The sequence below is a fragment of the Streptomyces sp. NPDC089915 genome, from assembly GCF_040684675.1.
GTDB lineage: Bacteria > Actinomycetota > Actinomycetes > Streptomycetales > Streptomycetaceae > Streptomyces.
Map to the genome: position 1 here is coordinate 1 of NZ_JBFBGN010000364.1, position 1,506 is coordinate 1,506.

General features: G+C 73.8%; 1 protein-coding gene. It reads right to left on the reverse strand.

What is annotated here, in order from left to right; translation table 11 throughout:
* Positions 1-123: 123 nt before the first annotated feature.
* A complete protein-coding gene (locus AB0O29_RS35855) occupies positions 124-1,224 on the reverse strand; it encodes a serine hydrolase domain-containing protein (RefSeq protein ID WP_365160615.1) in 1,101 nt (366 codons plus the stop codon).
* Positions 1,225-1,506: the final 282 nt, after the last annotated feature.

Sequence of the window (1,506 nt, forward strand, 5' to 3'; positions counted from 1 at the left end):
CCCCGACTGCCACAGCGACCAGGTCGTCTTCGACGAGGAGACCATGGCCACCGGGGCGGCCCTCCACACCGCGGTCGCGCTCCACCACCTGAACACCTGACGCCTGACGCCTGGTCGTGCGGGTCAGCGGCGCTTCGCGCAGAGGGCCGCGTCCACCGCGCCCTGGAGGTGGCGCAGGCTGTCGCCCTCGGCCGCCCAGGTCGTGGTGTAGACGGTCACGGTCCCGCGGCCCCCCGTGGCGCGGCCTCCGGCGACCGAGTCGCCGGGCAGGTCGCCGCCGTGGCCCCAGTACACGCCGCCGCAGCTCAGCGGGATCGAGGCGATGCCGTAGCCGTAGCGGCTGCCCGCCGGGTAGACGTCGCGCCCGCCGATCCCGGTGGTGTCCTGGGTCATCATGCGCAGCGCCCAGTCGGGCAGGAGGCGGCCGCCGAACAGTCCGTCCCAGAAGGCGTTGAGGTCCTTGGGCGTGGAGACGAGGCCCCCGGACGCGCCGAACTCGTAGCCGGGCAGATCGGTCACGTCCACCCGGCCGGCCTCCGGAGCGGCCGGGTTGACCCCGTAGTTGCGGGCGTGCGGCCCGCGCAGCGACAGCTCGCCGGGGGCGGGCCAGTAGGTGTCGTCCAGGTGCAGCGGGCGCAGGATCGTCCGTTCGACGTACGTCCGGAAGCCGACTCCCGAGGCCTTGTCTATCACCATGCCGAGGACCAGGTAGTTGGTGTTGGAGTAGCCCCAGTCGGTACCGGGGTCGAAGACCGGCTTCTCCTTCAGCGAGAGGGCCAGGTACTCCTCGGGCGTGCCGCCCCGGGTCCAGTCCACCAGCGTGGCGTACTCCGGCAGTCCGCTGGTCTGCTTGAGCAACTGCCGGATGGTGATGGGCCGTTCGGCGAGCTGCGGGACGTAGCGGCCGGCGCGGTCCTCAAGCCGGATCCGGCCGTCCGCCACCAGGCGCAGCACGGCGGTCGCGGTGAACGCCTTGGTGTCGCTGGCCAGTCGCATCCGCCCCCGCGCGTCGACCATGGGCCGGCCCGTCCCGGTGTCCGCGACACCGGCGGTCCGCGTCGTCCTGCCGTCGTACGCCAGGGCGCCCGGGACCCCGTCGCTGTTGACGAGGAGGTCCAGCTGCCGCTGTACCGGATCGGCCGGCTGGGCCGACGCCGCGGGTACGGCGGCTCCGATGATCGCCGAGGCGAGCAGGACTGCGGTGGCTACGCGCTTGCGGTACATGAGTCTTCCCCCTGGTCCCGGGCCGCCCTGCCGGGTCGGCCGGCTGCTTGACACCGACTCTGCCAGGACACCGCCGGAAGATCATTGCGCCTGGCCCCCGAACGGATGGGCGGGCAACCCCCTTGACATGCCACGGCTTGGAACTTTCCGCCCCTCCCCGACCGTGCCCGCCCGGCCGCGGGCGCGCGGCTGGAGCGACCGCGCCCCCCCAGGCGCGGGCAGCGGCCGCCGGGGTGGGGGGCCGGGAGGGCGGGCGGGGGGATAACCACCAGGGACGGAGGA